This window comes from Candidatus Glomeribacter gigasporarum BEG34 (assembly GCF_000227585.1).
GTDB lineage: Bacteria > Pseudomonadota > Gammaproteobacteria > Burkholderiales > Burkholderiaceae > Glomeribacter > Glomeribacter gigasporarum_B.
This window is the reverse complement of the sequence record NZ_CAFB01000041.1, coordinates 24,515-45,086: the sequence shown is the minus strand read 5'-3', so window position 1 is coordinate 45,086 and position 20,572 is coordinate 24,515. Positions and strand designations below refer to the sequence as shown.

22 protein-coding genes are annotated in these 20,572 nt (G+C 56.3%); 12 read left to right on the top strand and 10 right to left on the bottom strand.

Translation table 11 applies throughout. The features are described 5' to 3' along the window. The first annotated feature begins 2 nt into the window (after positions 1 to 2). The 10 genes from CAGGBEG34_RS04670 to phoU all read left to right on the top strand — a co-directional run bounded on the left by CAGGBEG34_RS04670 (position 3) and on the right by phoU (position 10,363). The gene (locus tag CAGGBEG34_RS04670) at positions 3 to 863 is read left to right on the top strand and encodes a peptidoglycan DD-metalloendopeptidase family protein (protein ID WP_006682675.1); all 861 of its coding nucleotides are present in this window, start codon (positions 3 to 5) and stop codon (positions 861 to 863) included. Between the two features lie 94 nt (positions 864 to 957). After that, on the top strand, positions 958 to 1,587 hold the full coding sequence (locus CAGGBEG34_RS04665) for an RlmE family RNA methyltransferase (RefSeq protein WP_238984975.1): 630 nt from the start codon (positions 958 to 960) through the stop codon (positions 1,585 to 1,587). 92 nt (positions 1,588 to 1,679) lie between these two features. Then, entirely contained in the window at positions 1,680 to 3,596 is a 1,917-nt protein-coding gene (ftsH, locus tag CAGGBEG34_RS04660) for an ATP-dependent zinc metalloprotease FtsH (protein ID WP_006682673.1), read from the top strand. A gap of 161 nt (positions 3,597 to 3,757) precedes the next feature. Beyond that, positions 3,758 to 4,540 (top strand): dihydropteroate synthase, encoded by a 783-nt coding sequence (folP, locus tag CAGGBEG34_RS04655; protein WP_081463745.1) that lies wholly within the window; start codon positions 3,758 to 3,760, stop codon positions 4,538 to 4,540. Then, a complete protein-coding gene (gene glmM / locus CAGGBEG34_RS04650; RefSeq protein ID WP_006682671.1) occupies positions 4,537 to 5,880 on the top strand; it encodes a phosphoglucosamine mutase in 1,344 nt (447 codons plus the stop codon). Before folP ends, glmM begins: the two co-directional genes overlap by 4 nt. A gap of 30 nt (positions 5,881 to 5,910) precedes the next feature. Further along, positions 5,911 to 6,927, top strand: a complete 1,017-nt coding sequence (pstS, locus tag CAGGBEG34_RS04645; protein WP_006682670.1) for a phosphate ABC transporter substrate-binding protein PstS — start codon at positions 5,911 to 5,913, stop codon at positions 6,925 to 6,927. Between the two features lie 3 nt (positions 6,928 to 6,930). Continuing rightward, positions 6,931 to 7,902: a phosphate ABC transporter permease PstC gene (gene pstC, locus CAGGBEG34_RS04640; RefSeq protein WP_006682669.1), complete on the top strand. Its 972-nt coding sequence runs from the start codon at positions 6,931 to 6,933 to the stop codon at positions 7,900 to 7,902. Positions 7,903 to 7,991: 89 nt separating this feature from the next. Next, a complete protein-coding gene (gene pstA, locus CAGGBEG34_RS04635) occupies positions 7,992 to 8,858 on the top strand; it encodes a phosphate ABC transporter permease PstA (protein ID WP_006682668.1) in 867 nt (288 codons plus the stop codon). 1 nt (position 8,859) lies between these two features. Beyond that, a complete protein-coding gene (gene pstB, locus CAGGBEG34_RS04630) occupies positions 8,860 to 9,645 on the top strand; it encodes a phosphate ABC transporter ATP-binding protein PstB (RefSeq protein ID WP_006682667.1) in 786 nt (261 codons plus the stop codon). Between the two features lie 10 nt (positions 9,646 to 9,655). Continuing rightward, entirely contained in the window at positions 9,656 to 10,363 is a 708-nt protein-coding gene (phoU, locus tag CAGGBEG34_RS04625) for a phosphate signaling complex protein PhoU (protein WP_006682666.1), read from the top strand. Positions 10,364 to 10,368: 5 nt separating this feature from the next. Here phoU and CAGGBEG34_RS04620 read toward each other — a convergent pair whose 3' ends face one another. The 7 genes from CAGGBEG34_RS04620 to CAGGBEG34_RS11000 form a co-directional block, all read right to left on the bottom strand. Then, positions 10,369 to 11,166, bottom strand: a complete 798-nt coding sequence (locus tag CAGGBEG34_RS04620) for a pyridoxine 5'-phosphate synthase (protein ID WP_275226131.1) — start codon at positions 11,164 to 11,166, stop codon at positions 10,369 to 10,371. A gap of 5 nt (positions 11,167 to 11,171) precedes the next feature. Next, positions 11,172 to 11,657, bottom strand: a complete 486-nt coding sequence (locus CAGGBEG34_RS04615; protein ID WP_006682664.1) for a hypothetical protein — start codon at positions 11,655 to 11,657, stop codon at positions 11,172 to 11,174. Positions 11,658 to 11,676: 19 nt separating this feature from the next. After that, positions 11,677 to 13,455: a collagen-like triple helix repeat-containing protein gene (locus CAGGBEG34_RS09635; RefSeq protein ID WP_238984977.1), complete on the bottom strand. Its 1,779-nt coding sequence runs from the start codon at positions 13,453 to 13,455 to the stop codon at positions 11,677 to 11,679. A gap of 192 nt (positions 13,456 to 13,647) precedes the next feature. Then, positions 13,648 to 13,914 carry a YfhL family 4Fe-4S dicluster ferredoxin gene (locus CAGGBEG34_RS10090; RefSeq protein ID WP_042688125.1) on the bottom strand — a complete coding sequence of 89 codons (267 nt, stop codon included), beginning with the start codon at positions 13,912 to 13,914 and terminating at the stop codon, positions 13,648 to 13,650. 101 nt (positions 13,915 to 14,015) lie between these two features. Beyond that, complete coding sequence (gene coaD, locus CAGGBEG34_RS04600; protein WP_006682662.1) at positions 14,016 to 14,519, bottom strand: pantetheine-phosphate adenylyltransferase; 504 nt, start codon at positions 14,517 to 14,519, stop codon at positions 14,016 to 14,018. Positions 14,520 to 14,521: 2 nt separating this feature from the next. After that, the gene (rsmD, locus tag CAGGBEG34_RS04595; RefSeq protein WP_042688124.1) at positions 14,522 to 15,109 is read right to left on the bottom strand and encodes a 16S rRNA (guanine(966)-N(2))-methyltransferase RsmD; all 588 of its coding nucleotides are present in this window, start codon (positions 15,107 to 15,109) and stop codon (positions 14,522 to 14,524) included. Beyond that, on the bottom strand, positions 15,085 to 15,258 hold the full coding sequence (locus CAGGBEG34_RS11000) for a hypothetical protein (protein WP_158641796.1): 174 nt from the start codon (positions 15,256 to 15,258) through the stop codon (positions 15,085 to 15,087). The genes rsmD and CAGGBEG34_RS11000 overlap by 25 nt, the downstream gene beginning before the upstream one ends. 4 nt (positions 15,259 to 15,262) lie before the next feature. Here CAGGBEG34_RS11000 and CAGGBEG34_RS04590 point away from each other — a divergent pair, with 4 nt between their 5' ends. Continuing rightward, positions 15,263 to 15,811 (top strand): peroxiredoxin, encoded by a 549-nt coding sequence (locus CAGGBEG34_RS04590; protein ID WP_006682660.1) that lies wholly within the window; start codon positions 15,263 to 15,265, stop codon positions 15,809 to 15,811. 91 nt (positions 15,812 to 15,902) lie between these two features. Here CAGGBEG34_RS04590 and CAGGBEG34_RS04585 read toward each other — a convergent pair whose 3' ends face one another. Continuing rightward, complete coding sequence (locus CAGGBEG34_RS04585; protein WP_158641795.1) at positions 15,903 to 16,691, bottom strand: GNAT family N-acetyltransferase; 789 nt, start codon at positions 16,689 to 16,691, stop codon at positions 15,903 to 15,905. 406 nt (positions 16,692 to 17,097) lie between these two features. On the opposite strand from CAGGBEG34_RS04585, the gene CAGGBEG34_RS04580 reads away from it, so the two are divergent. Beyond that, on the top strand, positions 17,098 to 18,348 hold the full coding sequence (locus CAGGBEG34_RS04580) for an aspartate kinase (protein WP_006682658.1): 1,251 nt from the start codon (positions 17,098 to 17,100) through the stop codon (positions 18,346 to 18,348). Between the two features lie 189 nt (positions 18,349 to 18,537). On the opposite strand, the gene tilS is transcribed toward CAGGBEG34_RS04580, so the two are convergent. Beyond that, the gene (gene tilS, locus CAGGBEG34_RS04575; RefSeq protein WP_042688136.1) at positions 18,538 to 19,560 is read right to left on the bottom strand and encodes a tRNA lysidine(34) synthetase TilS; all 1,023 of its coding nucleotides are present in this window, start codon (positions 19,558 to 19,560) and stop codon (positions 18,538 to 18,540) included. Next, positions 19,514 to 20,497 (bottom strand): acetyl-CoA carboxylase carboxyltransferase subunit alpha, encoded by a 984-nt coding sequence (locus CAGGBEG34_RS04570; RefSeq protein WP_006682657.1) that lies wholly within the window; start codon positions 20,495 to 20,497, stop codon positions 19,514 to 19,516. Before CAGGBEG34_RS04570 ends, tilS begins: the two co-directional genes overlap by 47 nt. Positions 20,498 to 20,572: the final 75 nt, after the last annotated feature.

The following is a 20,572-nucleotide window of genomic DNA, read 5'->3' as shown; positions in this document are numbered from 1 at the left end:
GGATGAATACGTTGCGCAGCTTGTGTATTGTGCTATCCGTTGCGCTGGGCGCGTGCTCGACGCGGCTTTCCAACGCGCCGGTTGTGGATCGTTCCCGCCCGTCAGGCGCCCTGCTTCACCCGCCTGTCTTACAGACCGTCCCGCCTGGCTATTATCGGGTGCAACCTGGCGATACCCTGTACCGGATTGCCTTGGATCATGGCCAGCATTACCTTGATGTGGCGCGCTGGAATCATTTGCCAAATCCCGACCAAATTGAAGTCAATCAACTCCTGCGGGTTGTGCCTCCAGCAGACGAAGCCAATGCGCCGGCGCAAACCAGCATCGCAGATGCAGATCGCGCCGCGGCGCAGACTCAGCCGCTAAATGGCGTATCCGCGGCGCCAGGAACGCCGCTGACGCTATCCAGCCCGGCTCAGCCCGGCCCGGAGGCGGCGCGCGCGGACGCGCCCGCCGAGCGTCCGCAGACTCAGCCGTCGGCGCCTGCCGCTCCAGGTGGCATCGCGCTTGCATGGCCGGTGCGCGGCCCTGTTCTGGAGTCCTTTGACCAAACAAAAAACAAGGGGATCAATATTGGCGGCGAGGCGGGCGCGCCCATCCAGGCGTCCGCGGCCGGTCGGGTGGTCTATGCAGGCAACGGACTGCGGGGCTACGGTCATCTCATCATCGTGAAGCACAATGCCACTTTTCTAACTGCATACGCGCATAACCGCAAGCTGTTTGCAAGAGAAAACGAGACCGTGGCGCAAGGCCAGAAAATTGCGGAAATGGGCGATAGTGATGCCAATCGCGTCATGCTGCATTTTGAAGTGCGCAAACAGGGCAAGCCGGTGGATCCATTACTGTATTTGCCAAAACCATAATTTAGAGCATTTTCCAGCGGCCTGCGCGGCGCAACGATGCGTTCGCCATATTCTGCGAGGAAAAGCTTTATAATGCCTGTTCTGGAGCATTCCCGTGACGCACGCCTGGCTACGCGGCCATCTTTCCGATCCTTACGTCAAACGCGCGCAGCGCGAAGGGTACCGGTCCCGCGCCGTCTATAAGCTTCAGGAAATTGATCAGCGGGACAAACTGATCCGCCCAGGATTGCGCGTAATCGATTTGGGCGCTGCGCCCGGCAGTTGGAGTCAATACGTGCGCAACAGGCTCGCGCGGGGGATCGCTGGCGGCGGTCTCAATGGCGCCATGATTGCGCTTGATCTGCTGCCAATGGAAGAGATTGCGGGCGTTCTGTTCATCCAGGGCGATTTTCGGGAAGCGGCGGTTGGGGCGCAACTTGAGAAAGCGCTTGGCGCGCGCAGGGCGGACCTTGTACTTTCCGATATGGCGCCCAATTTATCAGGCATCGCCGCTGCAGATGCTGCGCGTATTGAACATTTAGGCGAATTGACGCTGGAGTTTGCACAGCGCGCCTTGCATGCGCAAGGGGCGCTATTGGCCAAATACTTTCATGGCAGCGGTTATAGTCAAATGGTCGAGCGATTCCGTCGGCGCTTTCAGTCCGTCGCAGTGCGCAAGCCTAAAGCCTCGCGCAGCGGCTCATCCGAAGTATTTATTCTTGGAAAATCATTAAAATCCGCTTAGAGCATTTTTCAGCGGCTTGCACTGCGCAACGATGCGCTTGCCGTATGAGCTCGCTGAAAAATGCTCTAGATACCCTATCGAGGCGCGTCCAGATGCAAAATCATTCAGCCTTTTCCAAAGCAGCCGTGTGGATTGTGCTCGCGCTTGCGCTCTTTTTTCTCTTCAAACAGTTTGAAAAACCTGAAGCCCAGGAAAGCGTGACCTATTCACAATTCATGGATGAGGCGCGCGCCGGAAATATTAAAAGCGTCGTCATTCAGGGCAATCATCTGACCGTCACGCCGGCTGTGGGCAATCCATATCAGTTGACCGCGCCCCGAACCCCCTGGATGGTGGATGACTTGATGAAATACGGCGTGGCGGTCAGCGCCAAGCCTGAAGAAAAGCCAAGTCCGCTTTTGCAAATGTTCTATGTCTTTGGGCCTGTGCTGTTGTTGCCCATCTTTTTGCTCTACATCATGCGGCAAATGCAGGGCGGCGGCAGGGGCGGCGTTTTCTCATTTGGAAAATCGCGCGCGCGCTTGATTGACGAAAATAATAATGCAGTGAATTTTAGCGAGGTGGCCGGTTGCGATGAAGCAAAAGAAGAAGTTTTTGAACTGGTTGAATTCTTGCGCGATCCTCAGAAATTCCAGAAGCTCGGCGGTCAGATTCCGCGCGGCGTGTTGTTGATCGGGCCGCCAGGCACCGGAAAAACATTGCTGGCGCGCGCCATCGCAGGGGAAGCGAAAGTGCCCTTCTTCAGCATTTCAGGCTCGGATTTTGTTGAAATGTTTGTAGGCGTCGGCGCGGCGCGCGTGCGCGATATGTTTAGCCAGGCGAAAAAGCATGCGCCGTGCATTATTTTTATCGACGAAATTGATGCGGTGGGCCGCCACCGTCAGCGCGGCGCGGGCGCAGGCGGCGCAAACGATGAGCGCGAGCAGACGCTCAATCAGATGCTGGTCGAGATGGACGGTTTTGAACCCAATTCCGGCGTGATTGTGATTGCCGCCACCAACCGCGCGGATGTACTGGATCAGGCGCTGCTGCGGCCAGGCCGTTTCGACCGGCGCGTCCATGTCAACCTGCCGGATATCCGGGGCCGCGAACAGATTCTCAAAGTCCATCTGCGCAAAGTGCCGATTGCAGACGATGTCGATGCGTCCGTCATCGCGCGCGGCACGCCTGGATTTTCCGGCGCTGATTTGGCCAATCTGGTCAATGAAGCGGCGCTATTTGCCGCCCGCAGGAACAAGCGCGTCGTCGATATGCATGAATTCGAGGACGCAAAGGACAAAATCTATATGGGGCCGGAACGCAAGTCCGCGTTGATGCGCGAAGAAGAGCGGCGCAATACCGCGTATCACGAATCCGGTCACGCCGTGGTTGCCAAACTGTTGCCGCATGCGGACCCCGTGCACAAAGTCACAATCATGCCGCGCGGCGCGGCGCTGGGCCTGACCTGGCAATTGCCCGAATACGACCGCGTCAATCTGTACCGGGACAAGATGCTGGAAGAGATTGCGATTCTTTTTGGCGGCCGCGTTGCCGAGGAATTATTCCTGAATTCAATGTCAACCGGCGCTTCCAATGATTTTGAACGCGCGACCAAAATGGCGCGCGATATGGTCACGCGTTATGGAATGTCGGATTCTCTCGGAACAATGGTGTACGTCAACACGGAACAGGACACCCTCTTGGGCAGGATGGCCTCGACGGTCTCCGAAACGACGCAGCAAAAAGTCGATGCCGAAATCCGCCTTATCCTGGATGCGCAGTATGCGCGGGCGCGCGCGCTGCTTGAAAAAAACCGTGACAAAGTGGAGGCGATGGTCAAGACATTGCTTGAATGGGAAACCGTGGACGCCTATCAGGTCAATGACATCATGTCAGGCCGTCCGCCGCGCCCGCCTAAAGTCAAGCCCCCAGAGGACGATACATCGGACGGCGGCGCAAGCGGTCGCCAGAGCAATGACAGCGCATCGCCTGCGGAACCTGAGAGCGGGGGCATTACCCAAGCCGCCTAGAGCCTTTTTCAGCGGCTTGCACTGCGTCAACTTCACGCTCGCCGTATTATTCATACTGTCTTCGCGTTCGTTCCTTGTGCAATCTCACTGAAAAAGGCTCTAAAAACTCCGTGTATTTTCAATGCGGACGCTTCCGTCTCCCGTTCACGCGCCCGTTGGTGATGGGCATTCTCAACCTCACGCCGGATTCTTTTTTCGACGGGGCGCGTTATCCAACGCTTGAGGCTGCGTGCATGCGCGCGCAGCGCATGGTCGAAGAAGGCGCCGATTTGATCGATATCGGCGGCGAATCCACGCGCCCCGGCGCAATTCCGGTATCCGCCCCTGAAGAAATTGGGCGCGTGATACCGGCGGTGCGCGTCCTGCGCAATCTCGGCATTCCCCTTTCAGTCGATACGTATAAGCCGGAGGTCATGCGCGCCGCGCTGGATGCGGGCGCGGATTTGATCAACGATGTCCAGGGATTTCGCCAGCCCGGCGCGCTTGACGCGGTGCGCGCCAGCCACTGCGGGGTATGCGTGATGCATATGCTGGGCGCGCCGCAGACGATGCAGCGCGCGCCCTCGTATCAGGATGTGGTGACTGAAGTGGCGGGTTTTCTGCGTGAACGGGTCAAGACGCTTGAAGCCTCAGGCATTGCGCGCGCGCGCATCGCGATTGACCCCGGCTTTGGGTTCGGAAAAACCATCGAACATAATCTGACGCTTCTTGCAAGGCTGCCTGAGCTCGCGTTACCGGATATTCCGCTGCTCGCTGGCCTTTCCCGCAAATCAACCTTGGGCGCGGTGACGGGCCGCGCGCCCAGGGAACGGCTTGCGGCGAGTATTGCGGCGGCCGTATGTGCCGCGCAGCGCGGCGCTCGCATTATTCGCGTACACGATGTCGGGCCAACCGTCGATGCGCTGAAAATAGGGTATGAAGTCCAGAAAAAAGAACATCCATGACCCGCACCTATTTCGGCACTGACGGAATTCGCGGCAGGGTCGGCGTTGCGCCGGTGACGCCCGATTTCGTTTTGCGTCTGGGATATGCAGCGGGCAAGGTGCTTGCGCATGGCGAACAGCACACGCAAAGCGGTGGCCATCCGACCGTATTGATTGGAAAAGACACGCGCATCTCCGGTTATATGCTGGAAGCGGCGCTTGAGGCCGGATTCTCCGCCGCGGGCGTTGATGTAACGCTGGCGGGTCCAATACCCACCCCGGGCGTCGCCTATCTGACGCGCACGCTGCGTCTCTCAGCCGGCGTGGTCATCAGCGCTTCGCATAATCCATACGATGACAATGGAATCAAATTTTTCTCGGCGGATGGCAATAAGCTGCCGGATGAAGTCGAACGCGCCATTGAAACGCAGTTGCAACGCGCGCTCGATTGCGCGCCCTCCAGACAGTTGGGGAAAGCGCGCCGGCTCGATGACGCGGCTGGCCGTTACATCGAATTCTGCAAAAGCGCCTTTCCGGCCCAGTGTCATTTGCATGGCCTCAGATTGGTGGTCGATTGCGCGCATGGCGCGGCCTATCATATTGCGCCGCACGTCTTCCATGAACTCGGCGCAGAAGTGATTGCGCTCGGCGTGCAGCCGGACGGTTTCAATATCAATGAGGGCTGCGGCGCGATCGCGCCGGAAATGCTGGCGCAGGCAGTGCGCGAACATCGCGCCGATTTTGGAATCGCGCTTGACGGAGACGCAGACCGCGTTCAGATGGCCGACGGCGCCGCGCGGCTTTATAACGGCGATGAATTGCTGTATGTCCTTGCGGCGAACTGGATTTCAGCGCGCGGTCAGATCGCGGGCGTAGTCGGCACATGGATGACCAATCTAGCCGTGGAAATCGCGCTGAAGGCGCTGGGTCTTGAGTTTGAGCGCGCTGCGGTCGGCGACCGTTATGTGCTCGAAAAACTGCGCGAACGCAACTGGCCGCTGGGCGGCGAAGGTTCCGGGCATATTGTATCGCTGGACCATCATACGACGGGGGACGGTATTATTTCCGCCTTGCTGGTTCTGGCGGCCTTAAAGCGCAGCGGCAGAACGCTCGCCGAAATCCTTCAGGATGTGCAACTCCTTCCGCAAAAACTGGTGAATGCGCCTCTGCCGCCCGGCCTGGATTGGCGTCATAGCGCTTCGCTGCACTCGGCGGTAGACCAGGCGCGCGCCGCCCTTGGAGAAGAAGGCCGCGTTTTGATTCGAGCCTCAGGCACTGAACCCGTATTGCGGATTATGGTAGAAGCCGCGGATATGCGGACGGCAGCGCGGATAGCGCAGTCAATCGCTGCCGCTATTTAGAGCATTTTACAGTGAGCTTGGAATTCCCCGATGAATCTGTTCAAAACGCTGGCCATCGGCTTTGCCGCTTCCTGCTATACCCTGCCCGTGCACACGGCTGAGATTACTGGCGCGGGCAGTACTTTCGCCGCCCCGGTCTATGCGCAATGGGCGCACGCATACCGGAAAGCCAGCGGCGTCAAAGTGAATTATCAGGGAATCGGCTCATCCGCTGGCCTCAAGCAAATCATCGCAAAAACCGTTGATTTTGCGGCGAGCGATACGCCCTTGACGGCGAATGCATTATCCAAGGCCGGTCTGCTTCAGTTTCCGACCATCGCCGGCGGCGTTGTACCGGTGGTGAATGTTCCTGGTATCCAGCCAGGCGAAATGGTTCTGAGCGGTCAGGTATTAGGCGATATTTATCTGGGCAAAATCACAAAATGGAACGACCCTGAAATCATCAAACTCAATCCGGCGCTGCACACACGCGCCCGGCTGCCCGATCTCACGATTGCCGTGGTGCGGCGCGCGGACGGCTCGGGCACCAGCGCGCTCTGGACCCATTATTTATCGCAGACCAACGCGCAATGGAAAAAGACCGTTGGCGAAGGCGCAACCGTCAGCTGGCCGGCGGGCATCGGGGGAAAAGGAAATGACGGCGTCGCCGCCTTCGTTGGGCGTCTGAAAGGCGCAATCGGTTATATCGAGTGGTCCTATGCCAAGCAAAACAAGATATCCTATGTCAGGCTGCGCAATCCGGAGGGCGCGATCGTGGCGCCCAACGTGCATACCTTTAAAGCGGCCTTGGAGCGCATAGACTGGACAAAATCCTCTGAACCTATGGCCCCGATTCCGCGACAAAACGCCTGGCCGATTGTGGGCCTTACTTTTGCGCTCCTGCATGCGACGCAGCCGGTCTCCCAGAACGCCGCGCAGGCTTTGAAATTTTTTGACTGGTCTTTCAGAAACGGCGCACAGCTCGCAAGCGATCTCGGTTATATAATGCTGCCCGCAACAGCCATCGATCAGGTGCGTATACGATGGCCAATACGCCTTGAAAATTAGAGCATGCCAGAACCTGGCCGCACGGCATTCAGCGCATTGCGCTCCTCATCCCATCCTATCGGCGACCTTGTCCTTGCCGCTGCAGCGCGACTGGCGGCATCGATCATTCTGTTTTTATTCGGCGGGCTGATCGTCTCGTTGCTGGCGGAGTCATGGCCGGTGATCCACGCTTTTGGCGCGGAATTTTTATGGAGTCATCGCTGGGATCCGCCTTCTGATGCTTTCGGCGCACTGGCGCCGATTTACGGCACCCTCATTACCGCCCTCATTGCTTTATGGATTGCAGCGCCCATCAGTTTTGGCATCGCATTTTTCTTGACTGAACTCTCGCCTGCATGGCTGCGCCGTCCGCTGGGCGCTGCCATTGAACTGCTGGCGGCCATTCCATCGATTGTCTACGGGATGTGGGGTTTGATGGTATTTGCCCCCGTCTTTGCCGAGTATATTCAACAGCCACTTGGCCAATTTCTGGGGCCGCTCCCATTGATCGGTCTCCTGTTTCAGGGACCGCCAATTGGCATCGGTTTGCTGTGCGCTGGCATCATTCTGGCGATCATGATCATCCCCTATATCGCATCCGTGATGTGTGAAGTATTTGCACTCACGCCAGTCATGCTTAAGGAATCGGCGTATGGGATCGGCTGCACCACCTGGGAAGTGATGCGCTATGTCGTCCTGCCCTATACCCAGTCCGGCGTAATGGGAGGCGTTATTCTCGGACTCGGACGCGCGCTAGGCGAAACCATGGCCGTGACCTTTGTGATTGGCAATAGCAATGCACTGAACGATCTCTCGCTTTTCTCCCCCGGAAATAGCATCACATCGATGCTGGCCAATGAATTCGCTGAAGCGGGTTCTGGACTCCATACCTCGGCATTGATGACGCTTGGGCTGATGCTCTTTTTAATTACCCTGGCCGTGCTGGCTTTCTCGAAAATGATGACGGCGCGGATGGCGCGCCGCAATGCGCGATGAGCACAGGCCCTAGAGCATTTTGCAGCGAGCTTGCACAAGGAGCAAGCGCGAAGACAGTATGCGCAATACGGCGAGCGCGAAGCGACACAGTGCAAACCGCTGAAAAATGCTCTAATGCGCGCGTGCGCGCGCGGCGCTGGCGCAATACCATTGCGCTCGCCCTGTCTTGGGCAGCGATGGCATTCGGCCTGCTATGGCTCGCGTGGATATTGATCACCGCGATCCAACAGGGGATCAGCGGATGGTCTGCGTCATTGTTGACCGCAAGCACGCCGCCTCCAAATGCAGACGGGGGCGGACTGGTCAATGCCATCGCCGGAAGTCTGATGCTCACCGGACTGGCAACAGCGATCAGCGCGCCGCTGGGTATTCTGGCGAGCGTTTATCTGGCTGAATATGGGCGCCGCAGCCGGCTGGCGGAAAGCGTGCGCTTTATCAACGATATTCTGCTCAGCGCGCCGTCGATTGTGATCGGTCTGTTTGTGTACGCGCTCTTTGTTGCGCCATTTCAACATTTCAGCGGCTGGGCGGGCGCAATCGCGCTTGCGATTCTGCAAATCCCGATGATTGTGCGCACTACCGAAAATATGCTCAGGCTGGTGCCCGACGCATTGCGCGAAGCCGCGTTTGCACTGGGCGCGCCGAAGTGGAAAATGATCGGCGCAATTGCGCTTAAAGCCGCAGCCAGCGGCATTGTGACCGGATGCTTGCTATCAGTTGCGCGCATTTCCGGAGAAACCGCGCCGCTGTTGTTCACAGTGTTATCCAACCATTTTTTCAGCGCCGATCTGCGCCAGCCGATGGCAACGCTGCCCGTGACGATCTTCCAGTTTGCGATGAGTCCCTACGCGCAATGGCAAAAGCTTGCGTGGGCCGGCGTACTACTGATGACGCTCTTCATTCTGGGCTTGAATACGCTCGCCCGCTTAGCATTTAGAAAGAAAACGGATACTTGAAATGCGCGCTCAAGATCATGCGATTTCATCCGTCAAAGCAAAGCTGCAGGTGCGGCGTCTCAATTTTTATTATGGGCGCACGCAGGCGCTCAAGAATATCGAGTTGAGCATTCCAGAGCGCAAAATCACTGCTTTTATCGGCCCTTCAGGATGCGGTAAATCCACGCTGCTGCGCACCTTCAACAAAATGTATACGCTCTACCCCGAACAGCGCGCCGAAGGCGAGATCTGGATGGATGGGGAAAACCTGCTAGACCCCAAACAGGATATTGCCTTGTTGCGGGCGCGGATTGGGATGGTTTTTCAGAAGCCAACCCCGTTTCCGATGTCGGTGTACGACAATATCGCGTTTGGCATGAAATTGTTTGAACGCCTCTCAGGCGCGGAGATGGACGCGCGCGTCGAATGGGCGCTCACCAAGGCGGCATTGTGGAATGAGGTGAAGAACACACTGCGTCAGAGCGGTATCTGTCTGTCGGGCGGCCAGCAACAGCGGCTATGTATTGCGCGCGCCATCGCGATTCGTCCGGAAGTGCTCCTGCTGGATGAGCCATGCTCAGCGCTTGACCCGATTTCTACCGGACGGATAGAAGAGTTAATCTCTGAACTGGGGCATGAGTACACCGTCGTGATCGTGACCCACAATTTGCAGCAGGCGGCCCGCTGCTCAGACTATACGGCTTATCTATATCTTGGCGAACTGGTTGAGTTTGGCGAAACCCAGCAGCTTTTTATGAAGCCGGCGCATCAGGAAACTGAGAATTATATTACCGGCCGCTTCGGCTAGAAATCCTGCCATGATCGACAAACACCTCTCCAGCCAATTCGACGCCGATCTGGAATCCGTCTGCGCGCAGATGCTTGAAATGGGCCGTCTGGTCAAAATGCAGGTCACAGATGCAATGGATGCACTGAACCATCTGGATGCACAGGCTGCGCAGCGCGTAATGAGGAATGAACAACGCATCAATACACTGGAAATTGACATCGATCAGGAATGCAGCAATATCATTGTCCGGCGTCAGCCCGCAGCGCGGGATCTGCGGTTGCTGATGGCGATTTCCAAAATCATCACCGATCTTGAGCGCGTCGGAGACGAAGCCGAGAAAATCGCCGTATGCACGCAACGGCTGACACAGGCGGGTGCCCAGCCGCATCTCATGGATGGCTCCGCATTAAAACAGGCGGGTGCAATGGCCATATCGATGCTGCATCGCGCGCTGGAATCCTTTATGCATCTGGACACAGCGGCGACAGCGCAGATTGTGCGCGACGATTGTGTGATCAATGAGGCATTTCACGCCTTTGTGCGCACGCTCATCACTTATATGAAAGAAGATACGCAAATGATTTCGACGGGTCTGGATTATCTATCCGCCGCAAAAGCGATTGAACGGATTGGCGACCACGCAACGAATCTGGCTGAATTTACGATTTATATCGTCAAGGGAACCGATGTACGCCACATTTCCCCGGAGCAATTGGCACAAGAAGCGTTGTGCTAGCGCGGTCACTGGCGCAAACAAAAATCGCGCATCCGTCCATTCAATTCAGACGGATGCGCGACTGTACTACACATGTGGTTCCGTTTGTGCACGGAGACTATATCGAGATATTGACGAATGACATGCTCAACCCCGAAGTAAATACATTCAACAATCAGGGCATGACCAATCGACACCTCTAGAATGCCTGGAATTTCCAGAAAGCGCGAAAGATTTTGTAAATTTAAATCATGTCCGGCGTTGACTCCAAGGCCGGCTTGACGGGCCGTCTTTGCAGCCTGGAGAAAACCATTGAAAAGCGCGTCACCGTGCGCAGTCCCATCATATTGGGCATAGGGCCCTGTATAGAGCTCGATCCTGTCCGCGCCCATTTCCCTGGCAATTCCAATTTCCGGTTCATCATGATCGATGAACAGACTCACCCGAATGCCGCACGCCTTTAATTCTCCAATGACTTTCCGCAGGCGCTCTGATTCCTTTCTTAGATTCCATCCATGATCTGAGGTCAGTTGGTCCGGACGGTCTGGCACCAAGGTGCATTGGCTAGGGCGCACGCGCTTGACCACTGCCAGAAACTCCGGCGAAGGATAGCCTTCCACATTCAATTCGCCGCCCTGCTCCTCACACACCGCCTGCAGCGCCTCCACATCCCGGTAACGGGCATGCCTTTGATCCTGACGCGGATGCAGCGTGATCCCATGCGCGCCCAGGCTCAGGCAACGCACGGCGAATGCACAAACATCCGGGAAATTCTGCCCCCGCGAATTGCGCAGCAGGGCAATCTTGTTGATGTTGACAGACAGCTTTGTCAGCGTGAAGTCTCCTGCGCGGGCAGAATCTCTATCGCTCGACCTTTTGAATCGGCGGCCCGAACGCCCATCGCCGAGCGCTGTACCTGCTGCGTCTCCGGACCAATCTGAACTGGAATCGATACGACGCGACCTTGATCGTTCATCGTCATGAAGACATTCAGATAAAGCCGCCCAGGACGCAGCGCGCGCAGCCGGACCGTATCTTTCACTCTGCCGCTTCCTTGCGTCACCAACTTCACCTTGTCCGAAGACTCCAGAGCTAAACCCTCACCTTCATCCACAGTGTACATCACGTCCAGCGCCTGCGCGCCGCGCGGCGCTTTAAATTCCAGCTCAAGCGCGGTTGTCCCTGCCTTCTGCAGACGGCCGCCGGACAGGGCGCGAACGTCCACCGGCGCATGCATTTTGGTAGCCATCGTCAACGGCGTATACCCGCTGATACATGCAATCAACATGGCCACCGCTTTCAGTTTCCGTTTCATAGAGCGCCTCATATCCATCTCATTGGGTTAAGGTAATGCCGAAGCATTTGTCTTGGTTATCCGTTTCCGCCCACTGATATTGCGTCACTTCGGCAACGTAGTCTCCAGCCTCCTTGATCTCGACTGGCAAAGGTCTGCCCAGCGGCGGTATCCATACTCCTTCTATAAGGGATTTGCCTTGCTTATATGCCGAAAACCGGGGCCGCACTGTATTGTCTGCATTATTTGTAAACGTGAACACATAATTACCGGGGTTCGGAATAGTAAAACGCAGATGCCGGCGGTTGGATAATTTATTTAAACTGTCCTTGTCCTTGTCCAGCTTTTTAGTTGCGCAAACGGTGCGGGGGCGTGCTGCATTGAGTGCCAAAGAGGTATAAATGGGTAAGACCAAGTCTCTATCGGCTTCATCGATACCGGGCGGCAGGGTCGTTTGATTCGTCCCATACGCATCCAGATGACCGCCTCTGACCATATTGAGTTGAGACAGAACCTGGTCCAGACTGGCTCGGCCTGTTGCATCAAGCCGTTTGCGTAACTCAGTCGCGAATGAAAACATGCTGGTAAATGCCGACCCCTTCTTATATTCATCGCTCACCAGCGTTTCATAGATTTTGGGCAAGCCAATGCTACGCGCCAAATAAAGCTGATAAAGGGCATATTGCACTGCCGCTTCACCATACCAAGCATTTGGCTCCTTCAGCTTCGATACATCAAATACCATGCCTTGGGCTTGCCGCGGGCCGCTAATATCAAAATACCGCGGATCATCTCTCAACATGCTTGAAAAGGCGTTTCCAAATCCTTCGCCAAATGCGAGGCGCATGTCCAAATTGTCTCCACCCCCATGAGACCCGCCAATGCTATCGGCACGCCCCGCAAAATGCTCGAAATAGTGTCCCCATTCATGCAGCATTACACCTTCATCATATTCATCGATATCGACATCTTCCTTGCCAAGGATATACATTTCCTTGCCTCCCGCGACATGGCTGGTGCCAATTTCGCCTATTGCCTTGTCGCCGTCTGTAGGCCGGTTGTCCGTACTCCAAAAAATAGGCAGCGGCTCGAATTTAAATTTTGGATCGATTCTGAGAATGCGCTGCATTCCCTTATAGATCGTATCCAGAATCGCAAACGGCGCCGCGGTACGCGGTGCGGAATAGTGCGCGCCGCCCCAGCCGGAGGCGGCATTCAAATCCCGGACGCTATCCGCTGCGCCGCTATTGAATACACGGCCTTCCATCCCATATAAAGGCGCGGTTTTTGGATCGGCTTTATATTCCTCCGTCACATTATTGCGCACCGCAAAATCCCAGCTTGCGCCCTCTTGAGTCGTGCCTTTTAATTGCGCGGGAACACGCAGCTTCATCGATGTCATCGAAGGCACTTGCAGCATGTAGTTGCCGTCCTCGTCGGTGACCGTCTGCACGAGCACCGTATCCTTCAGACTATCTCCCGCACCAACCGCCTCGACCGGCACCCCGCGCGCTGGCTGGCGCGTTGTTCGTGTATAGTCGAGCTTGACCTCGGGCCGCTCAACTTCTGGCACCCGATCATAGGTAATACGGCCTGAAACGCTGACCTGCGCAGGCGGCGGCGTACCAGGCGCAGGCTGACCCGGCCCGGGCGCTCCCCCGGGGCCTTGGGGGCCTTCAGGCCCCTGATCTCCCTTATTTCCCTGATCTCCTTTATTTCCCTTAGGGCCTTGCGGGCCGGTTGCGCCTTGAGCGCCTTTAGGACCTTGAGCGCCCGCCGGGCCTTGCGCGCCAGTGTCGCAGCCCGCCATAGTCATCATGAGTAGCGCAATCAAGCACTTGCGCAAGCAGCCACCGAATCGTGTGATCAACATAAGCTTTATCCATAAAGGCGTAGAAAAACCGCTTGCATTATGTGCTAATCAAATCCGCTTGACATCAGGTAATGAACTGAAAAATAGGGTGAAGGAAAAACAGCGCCGGGCAAGCGCAGGAATGCGCACAAAAGGGCGTTATGGCATTTTCTTCTCTTTGGAAGCGCTCAAGCGCCGGTATTTTTTCCAGAGCTGTTCGCTGGACTCCAGATGATCCGGGTCCAGCGGGATGCACTCAACCGGACAGACCTGCTGGCACTGTGGCTGATCAAAATGGCCCGCGCATTCGGTGCAGCGCATCGGATCAATCACATAAATGTCGATACCCATCGAGATGGCTTGATTGGGGCAAACCGGCTCGCAGACATCGCAATTGATACATTCATCGGTAATTTTTAGTGCCATTTAGTGCCATTTAGAGCATTTTTCAGTGGCTTGCACGGCGTCGCTTTGCGCTCGCTCCTTATGCAATCTCACTGAAAAATGCTCTAGAGCCTCTGCGCGTTTTAATTGCATGCGCGCTCCTGGCGTGTGCGCGCCACTTTCTCAACCAGCCAGCGCTCGACCGCCGGCAATACAAATGGGCTGACATCGCCGCCCATTTGCGCGATTTCCCGCACGATCGCGCCAGAGATGAACTGATACTGATCGGAAGGCGTCATAAACATCATCTCGATATCCGGCATCAGCGAACGGTTCATCCCCGCCATCTGAAACTCATACTCAAAATCCGAGACGGCGCGCAACCCGCGCACCACCACGCGCGCCCGATGACGGCGCACAAAATCCCTGAGCAATCCGGTAAAACTTTCAATTCTGACATTCGGATAGTGCCCGAGCGCTTCGCGCGCGATGGCCAAGCGTTCATCCAGCGTAAAAAAAGGCCCTTTGCTGCGGCTATCCGCCACTCCGACAATCAAAGTCTCAAAGATTCCAGCCGCGCGCCGGACCAGGTCTTCATGACCGCGCGTGAGTGGATCGAATGTGCCTGGATAGACTGCGGTAATCATCTCTAGGAGTTTCGCACTTCTTGCCGTAACAAAGCATAATGCACCGCCCCCGCCCTGCCTTGCCGGTCAATGCGCCAATCTCCGAAGCAGTGGGCGTCAAACAGGCGGAGCGCCTTGGGCGATTCAATATAGATCACGCCCTCCGGCCGCGCCCGTGCGCGGCAAAGCGGCAATACGCGTTCAATCAGCGCTGAATTGAAGGGGGGATCAACAAAGACAATATCAAAACGCTGTGGCGCGCACGCTGTTAAAAACTGCATCGCGTCAGAGCGTACAATTTCAATGGCGCGGGCATCCAGCTTTGCCTGAGTTTGGCGCAGTTGCCGCACGAGGCGCGGATGCCGTTCGACGAGCGTGACGCGCGCCGCGCCGCGCGAGGCGGCTTCAAATCCCAGCGCGCCGCTGCCGGCGAATAAATCAACGCATGTATATCCTTCCAGCCGCTGTCCGAGCCAGTTGAACACGGTCTCGCGCACCCGCGCGGGAGTCGGGCGCACGCCGGAGAGCGAGGGCGCCGGCAGCAATGACCGCTTCCAGTGACCGCCGATGATGTGCACGCATGATTTCATCTGCGCAGCAGCAGCGCCCATATCCGTCCAGCGCGCATCCCGGCCTCCGCCCCTAAGCCCCGGACATCATCCGTCCGCACCGCGCCTTTGACCGTTAAACCGATCTCATCTTCAGAATCCGCATATACTAAGCACAGTCTGTGTTTAAGTTTAATATTGTCTGGAGTCATCAAAATGAAAACCGTCGGAGATACGCTGGAAGCCTTTACCGTCACTGCAGCCAAGCCGGGGTTTAACCAACCGGAAGAGAACGGCCAGTCTGCATTTGAAACGATTACGGAACACTCTTTTCCCGGAAAGTGGAAGATTATTTATTTTTACCCCAAGGATTTTACCTTTGTCTGCCCAACTGAAATTGTTGAATTCAGCCGTCTGGCGAACGCCTTTGCCGAGCGTGGCGCCGTTCTGCTCGGCGGCAGCAGCGATAATGAATTCGTTAAACTGGCATGGCGGCGCGCGCATAAAGATCTGGACAAACTGAATCATTACGCGTTCGGCGATGGTCAAGGCAGCCTGATTGACCAGCTCGGCGTGCGCGATCAAAAAGCGCGGGTTGCGTTGCGCGCGACGTTTATTGTCGATCCCGACAACGTTATTCAACATGTGTCGGTGAACAACCTGAATGTGGGACGCAATCCTGAAGAAATATTGCGAATTCTCGACGGTCTGCAAACGGGCGAATTGTGCCCGTGCAATCGGAATATTGGCGGCGCGACTCTGTGACGACGATTGAAAGTTGGGAGTGAGGGCGTCAATCAATCCCCCCTCCCCCAAGCCGCGCCAGGCCGGCCAGCAGTGTAAGAATATACGCTGTTCAAACTACGCGGAGGCTATCCAACGACTGATACGAGTACGTCTGAGTGCTGGCTGCCTGCCTTTCCGCGCCGGATTTTGCAACTGGAATGGGCGTGTCATATAAAGCCTGGTCAATTTTTGGAGAAAGATACACATGGCGAGGTTCCTGATAACCCACCTGTGCATTCTCCGAAATACATTCGAACTTTAATGCTTCCAGAATTTTCCGCCCAGGACTGTCTTTGTGCGCTGTGAGAAGAATCCGGTCGTATTGCGGCTTCAGAGTATTCGGCTGTTCCCGCTGCGCTTTTCCGCTGAGTAGCTCATAGACCAGACAAATCTCAACGGCATGTCCGGCCGCCTGTCCGTAACCATGATCCCAGTATGCTTTAAAACCGGCTGCGCCCGTGCCAAGAAATGTCTGTTCTCTATACGCATCCAGCCCTTCTCCTTCCCATGTGTCCGGTATGTTCTGATCACCCAGATTCACATGCCCTATATAGGCGCCGTCTTCTTTGTAAACGCCATATCCGCTTAAGGCATTGTATTGACCACTTTCAGTATCACGGCGGCCTTCAAAACGTGCCAGGAACTGATCGAATCGGTCACTCGCCCGCTGAGGCGTCCAGGCGCCATTCTGGTAATCCTTCATACTCTCTTGATCCGTATAGAGCTTCACAAAGTCGGCTTCATCTTCCGGAAGATATCCTTTAATCCATAATTTCTCTCCCTCTGGAATTTGAACCTCAATTTCAGGGCGCAACTGTGTAAATCCACGTGCATTTTCAACAACCTTCCACGTAATCATGGGTTTGTTATAAAAGCGCTCAGTGGCAACCGCCTCTATTTCCTGAGCTTCGTTTACTGAATTCTGAGCCCGAAAATTTTGCACCCCATGCTGAATTTCATTATAGATAAACCGAACTCCATCGGTGATACAAGAACAAGATGACAACATCACGATCTCCTTAAATTGTTACTGTTTCCAGTGTCGCACACTGCATTTATAGAGAACATCCTATCTCCTTAAAAATTATCCATGATTCAGAATCAGAAATCTCGCTTGCCAACAGTCCTGTGAGCAGATCAATCATTATGAGTGATTTTCCTGAGCTTACTATCCCTTTATTTACCCCTGTTGATTCCACGCTTGATAATATATATCTGTGCCATTGTGCCGATTGCGTATTTTTTCATTCTTTTCAATCCCCCGCATGGCGCTGATTGTTCATAAATACGGCGGCACTTCGATGGGTTCTGTTGAGCGCATTCGGAATGTTGCGCGGCGCATTGCCAAATGGCATCGGGCAGGTCACCAGATGATGGTCGTGCCCTCCGCGATGGCCGGCGAGACGAATCGCCTGCTCGAACTGGCATTCTCTATCTCCGCCCAGCCCGAACCGCGCGAACTCGATATGATCGCCGCGACTGGCGAACAGGTCAGCATTGGCTTATTAAGTCTGGCGCTGAAAGCACTGGGCGTTTGCGCATGCAGTTATGCTGGCTGGCAAGTGCCGATCAAAACCGACGGCACCTTTAGTAAAGCGCGCATTATTGAGATCGACGGCGCGCGCGTGCGGCGCGACCTTGAAGCGGGCCGGATTGCGGTGATTGCCGGGTTTCAGGGCGTGGATGACGCAAACAATATTACGACGCTCGGACGCGGCGGCTCGGACACTTCCGCGCTCGCGCTCGCCGCGGCGTTCGCGGCGGATGAGTGTTTGATCTATACCGATGTTGATGGCGTGTACACCGCCGACCCGCGTATCGTCGATCAGGCGCGCCGGCTGGAATGTATCACTTGTGAAGAAATGCTTGAAATGGCGAGCCTGGGCTCGAAAGTGCTGCAAACCCGCTCGGTCGAATTCGCCGGCAAATACCGGGTGAAAACGCGCGTGCTCTCAAGTCTGAGCGACCCCTTAATGCCGCTCGAAGACGAAATGCGTTCGGGCACCTTGATGACTTTTGAGGAAGATCAAACGATGGAACAAGTGGTGGTGTCCGGCATTGCGCACCAGCGCGATGAAGCGCGTATTGCGGTGCTGAGCGTACCCGATACGCCCGGAATTGCGTACCAAATCCTCGGCCCGGTGGCGCGCGCGCATATCGACATCGATATGATTGTGCAAAACCAGAGCGTTGAAGGACGCACGGACTTTACCTTTACCGTTGCGCGCAGCGATTATGCGCGCGCGATGGATATCCTGAATGCGTCCGTCAAAGCGCAGATCGGCGCGCGGCAGGTCATCGGCGATCCGCAAGTTTCAAAAGTCTCCGTGATCGGCGTCGGCATGCGCTCGCATGTAGGCGTTGCCCGCACAATGTTCCGCACATTGGCGGAAGAAGGCATCAATATCCAGATGATTTCAACCTCTGAAATCAAGATTTCCGTGCTGATTGATGAGAAATATATGGAGCTGGCGGTGCGCGCGTTGCATAAGGCGTTTGAATTGGAAAGAGGCTAGAGCGTTTTTCAGCGAGATTGCTACTTTCGCGAGCGCATCGCTGCGCCGTGCAAGCCGCTGAAAAATGCTCTAGAAGTTTATAGCCAAGCGCATTTAATTTGAGACAAGGAAGCAGCCGCGAAGACAGTATACAAATACGGCAAGCGGCGATGACGCCGTATCGGATTAAATGCGCTTGGCTATACTTCATTACTCCCACCATATCTGCCCCTTATATACACGCAACTGACGGCCCGCATGATTCATCGCGGTGATTCTGCTGGCGCGCGCATCGCGCAATTGCCTGAGCATCGCTTCAAGTCTGGCGCTTGAAGCCGCCGGTAAACCGAGCGCGCGCATCCAGTAGCGCAGCAAATTGACAGCGCGCGCGGCGTTCAGCGCGCTGAACGCCGCGCGCGAGAGCGTCTGGCGATCCCCATCATCCTGCGTCACCCGCTGCAAATCCAGCTGGGCCAGTTCATCGAGCAGTCTCTGCGCCTGTTGCGCATGGCGGGCGGCGCGCGCAAGCGTGGCGCGATACGCGGGAAAGTGCGCAGCGAGCGGCGGAATCAAAAATTGGCGCGCGCGATTGCGCGTGTAACGCGCGCTCGTATTGGAATCGTCTTCAATCCAGCGCAAATGGTGTTGGGTTGCATAGCGCTCAATCAGCGCGCGCGGAATAGTGAGCAGAGGACGGAGATAGCGCAGACCGCTGGCTGGCTCGGTTTTCTGGAGCGGCATCGCCGCCAGACCGGGCAATCCGGCGCCGCGCAGCAATTGCAAAAGCACTGTTTCAGCCTGGTCGTCCGCCTGATGGCCGAGCAACGCCAGACGCGCGCCATGCTCCGCGCACAGTCCCGCCAATGCCGGATAGCGCGCTTCGCGCGCCGCCGCTTCCGTCCCGCGCTGTTGCCGGATGCATGCATCCACATCGATGCGGCGCGCCGCATAATGCACGCCCCAGTCCTGCGCAAGCGCGCGGCAGTGCGCTAACCAAGAATCCGCGCGGGGATTCAGGCCGTGATGGATATGCAATGCAATACAGCGCGCCCGGCCAAGAGCGGAGATCGCCGCGTGCAATAACACCGTCGAATCCAGTCCGCCGCTGAAAGCAATCGCGCAGGGGGAATCCGCATATGAAGCATCGAGCGTATCCAGCGCCGTCTGGATTGCGGCGGGAATCCGCTCAGCGTCTGGAGGGCTCGCCAGGCGCCGCTTCCCTGAACTTGCCATACTTCATCAAGCGTTCAATGCGGCGTTCGAGTACATCAGCCATTGACATAGCCTGCAGGGAACGCAATGCCTCGGTCAGCGCCCGGCGCAGAGTCGCGGCCATTTCTTCGGGTGCGCGATGCGCGCCGCCGAGGGGTTCACTGACAATTTTGTCGATCAGCCCCAGCGTCTTCAGCCGCTGCGCTGTCAATCCCAGCGCTTCCGCCGCCTGAGGCGCCTGCGCGGCGCTTTTCCAGAGAATCGAGGCGCAGCCCTCCGGAGAAATCACCGAATAGGTGGAAAAATGCAACATCAACACACTATCCGCAACCGCAATCGCCAATGCGCCGCCAGAGCCGCCTTCGCCAATCACAGTGGCAATGATCGGCGTTCTCAGCCCGGTCATCACATATAAATTGCGGCCAATCGCCTCCGATTGGCCGCGCTCTTCGGCCCCAATGCCGGGATATGCGCCCGGCGTATCGATAAACGTGAACATCGGCAGACTGAATTTTTCAGCCAGACGCATTAAACGCTCGGCCTTGCGATACCCTTCCGGGCGCGGCATACCGAAGTTGCGCTGCGCGCGCTCTTTGGTATCGCGCCCCTTTTGATGTCCGATCAGCATGCACGGCTGAGCGTTCAAGCGCGCCAGTCCGCCAACAATTGAAGCGTCGTCGGCAAAGGCGCGGTCGCCGTGCAGTTCATGAAAGTCAGTAAAGATGGCTTGAATATAATCCAGCGTATAGGGGCGCTGCGGATGCCGCGCCACCTGCGCGGCCTGCCAGGGAGAAAGGCGAGCGTACAGTTCTTTGGTCAACTGCGCGCTTTTTTTCGACAAGCGCTCGATTTCGTCCGAAATATCGACGGCAGAATCATCCTGCACAAAGCGCAGCTCGTCGATGCGCGCTTCCAGCTCGGCAACCGGCTGTTCAAAATCCAGAAAGGTAGTTTTCATTACGCTCTAAGAGCCTGTTCACGATCTGTGACGAGCGCCTGTCAGCCAAGGAGGACGGAGCGCAGGAACCGGAGC